Here is a 4505-nt window from a genome sequence, read left to right as displayed (position 1 = left end):
TCAGAAGCTGAAAGAACACATTGTTATAATTTTTCGTCGTAAGATCGCAGAGCGCGCGGCGAGTAAGATAAGGCATGATGGTGTCGAAGATCGTCGTTTGCTCATCGTCGGACAGGCCGCTAGTGGCGACCCGTAGGGCCAGAGCGTGCGTGGGCGAAACATCCCAGGGGGCGAGCCATTTCCCAAATCGCGCAATCGGAGAAACGCCGGCACCCGAGCTGAATTGCTGATAGACCCCCGCGTACCGCGTCAGCAGGTTTAATTGCTTTTCGGCGAGCATGCCTTGCGTCAATCCGAATTTCGTATACTCGGCGTAAAGCTTGCTGATATCGACGGTATCGCCGAGCTCAGCCTGAAGCGCGCTCTGCATGAACCATTCAAGGCGTGGTTTCCTGAGACGGCCTCGTCGTTGCTCTTCCGTCCAGAAGCCGCTTTCAAAAGGGCTCCATAACGTGTCGTAGAGTGTTGCGCTGTCGGCCGCTTCGCGATCGGCCCGCATAAAGATGAAGTTGCGGATGAGGTCGGTTGCGTGAAGCTCGGCGCCGCGTCCGTTCAAAGTCTCGAAAATGACCTGGGCGTCGTCGTTCTCGTCCAATGAAATCGAGACGAGCCGTAGATCACGAAGAAGCGCGCTGGCGAGTTGCTCTAATTCAGTCCGCGCTCATCGCCCTCCGCCTCGCCAAGCCACTCGTCGATGCGGTCATGGGGATGTTCAACGCCGACGCGACGCAAACTGTCGTTTTTGGTTAAGTTCGCCGGGAACTCTTCACGAAGGCCCTCGCGACCCTCGGCTGACATTGCCGCACGAAAGGGCTCACGATCGCGGAAGGTTGGCCAGACTTTGAAACGCTCAATTTCAGGGTTGACCATGGTCTCGGGGCTTAGATTCCACAGGCAGCTTTCGACGTGTGGCAGGAGGGACGAATGGCCGCCTTCTCGCGCGGCCATAGCCAACGCTACGAGGAAGTACTGCAAAGTCGTGAGGCGCTGCTGCCCGTCGATGATGTGATAGGTCTCGACTCCCCGTAGCCCTGTGCGCGGTGTTGAGGCTCAAGGACGATGGCTCCAAGAAAGTGCGGCGGCGGGTTTTCTCCGTTTCCCCGCGCTTCTGCTTTTTCCGCCACATCGTTCCAAAGAGGCTCCCATTGCTCTTCTTTGGTCCACACATAGGCTCTTTGGTAAAATGGGACGCGGTACTGCCTGCGATCTTGAAATACCTGCTGGATCGCAATGGTTTCTGATTTTATGGACTTCCCTCCGAGGTAGTCAATTCGAGAGGCGGCAACCGGAAAGGTCAAGCCAATTGTGACGCACTGATACGATGCTAAAGTCGGAGGAGGACCTGCGAATTTGATAAGCGATCAACCGACGGTTAAAAAAATTTCTCGGCGAATGAAATTGACCACAACCAATTGTTTTCGAACGAGAGGGCTGAGAGAATGGCGCCGCCTGGCACGTCCTCAAGGGCTTAGAACTTGGTTGCGAAGGCAAGATTTGAACTTGGGACGTTCAGGTTATGAGGCCGAAGGTTGGAATGAAAGCGAAAAGCGCTCCCGAGCACTTCCTAGGCCGCTCGAAGCGGTTCGTCCTATTTGTACGCCACAGCTACCCAGTAACCATACCTGCGCAGTTGATTTCTTTCTTGCTGGAGAAGCCTACGATCTTATTGCCTCAGACCGATCCTGGTTCGGACGGAAGGCATGCCCGGCAACGACGAAAAGACTCGGATCGAGGCATTTGCGTCGGCAGGTTGCAGCAGAGTGCCGCGTGCGACAAAGCGCGGTCGCAAGAACCGTGGCGTGCCGCCGCCCGCAACGTTCGATATCGATACGCTGCCGGGTAGCTCTAATTTGACGATATTAGAGACGGCCGCGATCATCCGGCGCACACCTGGAGCGCTGGAACAGTGGCGGCGAGATCCGAACCATCCCCTTAAATGGCGTTACGTCGACGGCCGCCCGCTCTATCGTGTCGATGCAGTGCGCGACTATCTGGCGGGGCGCGATAAGACTCTTAAGCCGTCCCGGCCGCATAGTGCTCGCGGAGACGGCCAAGCAACTCGGCCTTGATTGGGTCCAGCGGATTCGTCCGCTGCAAGCGCACGACCTTGCCGACCCGTTTCGCGCCGACCAACTCCGCGATATAGTCATGAGCCGCTTCGAAGGCCATCTTGCGGATAATCCACTGTTCGTCGTGATTGTAGACCTGGTCGATTCCGCGGGGCTTTTGCCCGACACATAGCCGCTGGATTTCGTTGTCGTAACCGCAGCGTGACATGATGGTGCGCAGTGTGCGCCGCAGATCATGCATAGTGAATCTGGCGACCTCGGCTTCCTTGATCAGGCGCCCAACCATCTTGGTGAAGCCCGACATCTGCCCCCCGGTCTTTGGCGACGGGAACACATAGTCGGAAGTAGCGCGCTGAAAATGTTTCACCGCCGCCAGCACCTCATCGATCAGCTGCGTGCGCGGCACGTCGTGGTGTAGACCCATCTTGGTCCAGGCCTCGTCGAAGGTGACGCGGTCGTCTAAGACATGCCTCGACCATTCCTGCATCGTCGGCTCGCTGCGGCGCGGACCACCGAGCAGGCACAGCCGCGTCAGCTGTCCAAACGCGCCGAGCTTACCCGCCGCCTTCCAGACCTTGATCACTTCGTCGTCGGTGAGCGCGCGACCCTTCTGTCGGCGCCCGACCCGCTCTGCGCGAGTCTGCTTTGGATTTCGATAGCCGGCGAGAACGTTGGTATCGACAAAGCCTCGGCTCACGCACCATTCCAGAAAGGTGTGGGTGTGCTTGCGCATATCGTCGGCGGCGCCGCGCTTGCCGGTGGCGGCGATCCTATCCGCGTCCGCGACGATCTGCCGGCGCGTCAGCGATCTGATGTCCTTGGTCAGATGCCCGGCCAGACCGCGCCGCATCGCCGACAGTGCAACCTGCCAGTTCACGATTCCGCGCTGCAGCAGCGCCCTCTCATACGGCCCCTTCGCCTCGATCAGCTCGCCCAGCGTCTTCCGCTCTTTTGCGGCCAGCTGTTGCTGTTTGGCTTCGCGCTTGGCGGCGTTCGGGTCGCCCGTGCGCACGAGATCACCGGTCGCGATCTTGGCGGCGGCGCGCGCGTCCTTTTCCTTGAACCTCGGCCAGGCGCCCAGCGTCTTGCGCTGCGTGCCATCGACACCCGGTTTGGTAAACAGATAGACCCAGCTCTTGCCGCCGCTGGCGCGGACTCTGAGCGCAAGCCCCGGCTGTTCGCTGTCGTAGAGGTAGACCTGCGATTTGCCGGCCGGCAGCTCGACGCGCTCAACGGCGGCGTCGGTGAGCTTGACGAATCGCTGTTGCGATTCGGACCTGAGATCTTTTCCCTTGTCGGGGTGAGACATGAAATCTTTCCCGCGATTCTGTGCCCCAGGGGAGAATTGGCCTCGGGGCACAGCGGGGGCACAGATTTTGACCTATGGCCGCGTGTGGCCGACTGAGGTCAAATATTGCAGGAAATCCTTGCGTTGCAAGGGTTTTTTCGATTCAGCGTATGGTCTGCTATGGCCGCCTTGGAGCCGTGGTTCTTCCTTCACACGGGAGAGGTCCAAGGTTCGATCCCTTGTGCGCCCACCATTTCAAGCGGAGCGTCGGCACCGCCTGGGATGTTTCCGAGTTCAGATTTATCTGGTGCAAGTCTCGGACGGCTGCCACAATTCCGGCAGCCGCTGCTTCCCACGCGGCGCAAGCGCCCCACTACCTTGCTTTCGCCTCGGCAGACCGCTTGTCGCTGACGTGACGCGATGCCGCGCGACGCGGTTTGGAGGGGGCCGCCTGATTGGCCATGAGTTGCAGCCAACCGCTCTCGATATGGCTGACCATGGCCTCGACCGCGCCCCGAACGTCGCCCTCGCTCGCCTTCTTCAGGAAATGTTCGTGCTCGCCCCGCATGCGCTCGTTGCGGGCGTAGTCCTTGTCCTGATTGGTAAAGGGATATTTGGCCCAGAGCACGCGGACGAACTGCAATGTCTGCGGACGCTGGGCGAGTTCGTAAAGCTTGAAGTGGAAACGATAGTTCTCTGTCCTGATCTCTTTGAGATCGCGGGCTTTGAGCGCGAGGGTGAGCAGAGATTGCACGCGCTTCAACTCCGCCAGCTTCTCTCGCGTCATGAGCTTGAGCGCATGATGTGTGAGCTCGCGTTCGAGCGTCAGGCGAAGTTCGTAGATTTCACGCGCGTTGCCCGGTTCGAAGGGAGGCACCAATACGCCCTTGTGGGCAAGCCCCAGAACAAAGCCTTCGGCTTCCAAGAGTTGCAGCGCTTCGCGGACGGGCGTGATCGAAACGCCGAGCTCATTGGCGATGTCCGCCTGCTTCAGCTTTTCCCCGCGCCCATAGATTCCGGCGATGATGCGCTCACGCAGGATTTCCGCAACATGGTCTTGTTTGGTCTGAAAAACCATGTCGCTAGTCCGTCGTCATCTGCAGGCCGTCGTGCCGAACCATCCTGGAATCCGCAAATTGAGGATAGAA

General features: G+C 59.1%; 4 protein-coding genes and 1 pseudogene. All 5 read right to left on the bottom strand.

Annotated elements, in window-relative coordinates:
• Positions 1–595, bottom strand: a pseudogene (locus JOY90_RS36440) (hypothetical protein); the annotation flags it as partial.
• A 50-nt stretch (positions 596–645) separates the two neighbouring features.
• Complete coding sequence (locus JOY90_RS36435) at positions 646–975, bottom strand: hypothetical protein (protein WP_291695923.1); 330 nt, start codon at positions 973–975, stop codon at positions 646–648.
• On the bottom strand, positions 957–1298 hold the full coding sequence (locus JOY90_RS40290) for a DUF262 domain-containing protein (protein ID WP_367277039.1): 342 nt from the start codon (positions 1296–1298) through the stop codon (positions 957–959). Before JOY90_RS40290 ends, JOY90_RS36435 begins: the two co-directional genes overlap by 19 nt.
• Before the next feature lie 715 nt (positions 1299–2013).
• Complete coding sequence (locus tag JOY90_RS36430) at positions 2014–3378, bottom strand: integrase family protein (RefSeq protein ID WP_291695922.1); 1365 nt, start codon at positions 3376–3378, stop codon at positions 2014–2016.
• Between the two features lie 352 nt (positions 3379–3730).
• On the bottom strand, positions 3731–4435 hold the full coding sequence (locus JOY90_RS36425) for a GntR family transcriptional regulator (protein ID WP_291695921.1): 705 nt from the start codon (positions 4433–4435) through the stop codon (positions 3731–3733).
• Positions 4436–4505: the final 70 nt, after the last annotated feature.

It is taken from the genome of Bradyrhizobium sp. (assembly GCF_019242285.1).
Classification (GTDB): Bacteria; Pseudomonadota; Alphaproteobacteria; order Rhizobiales; family Xanthobacteraceae; genus Bradyrhizobium.
This window is presented reverse-complemented; position numbering and strand designations above follow the sequence as displayed.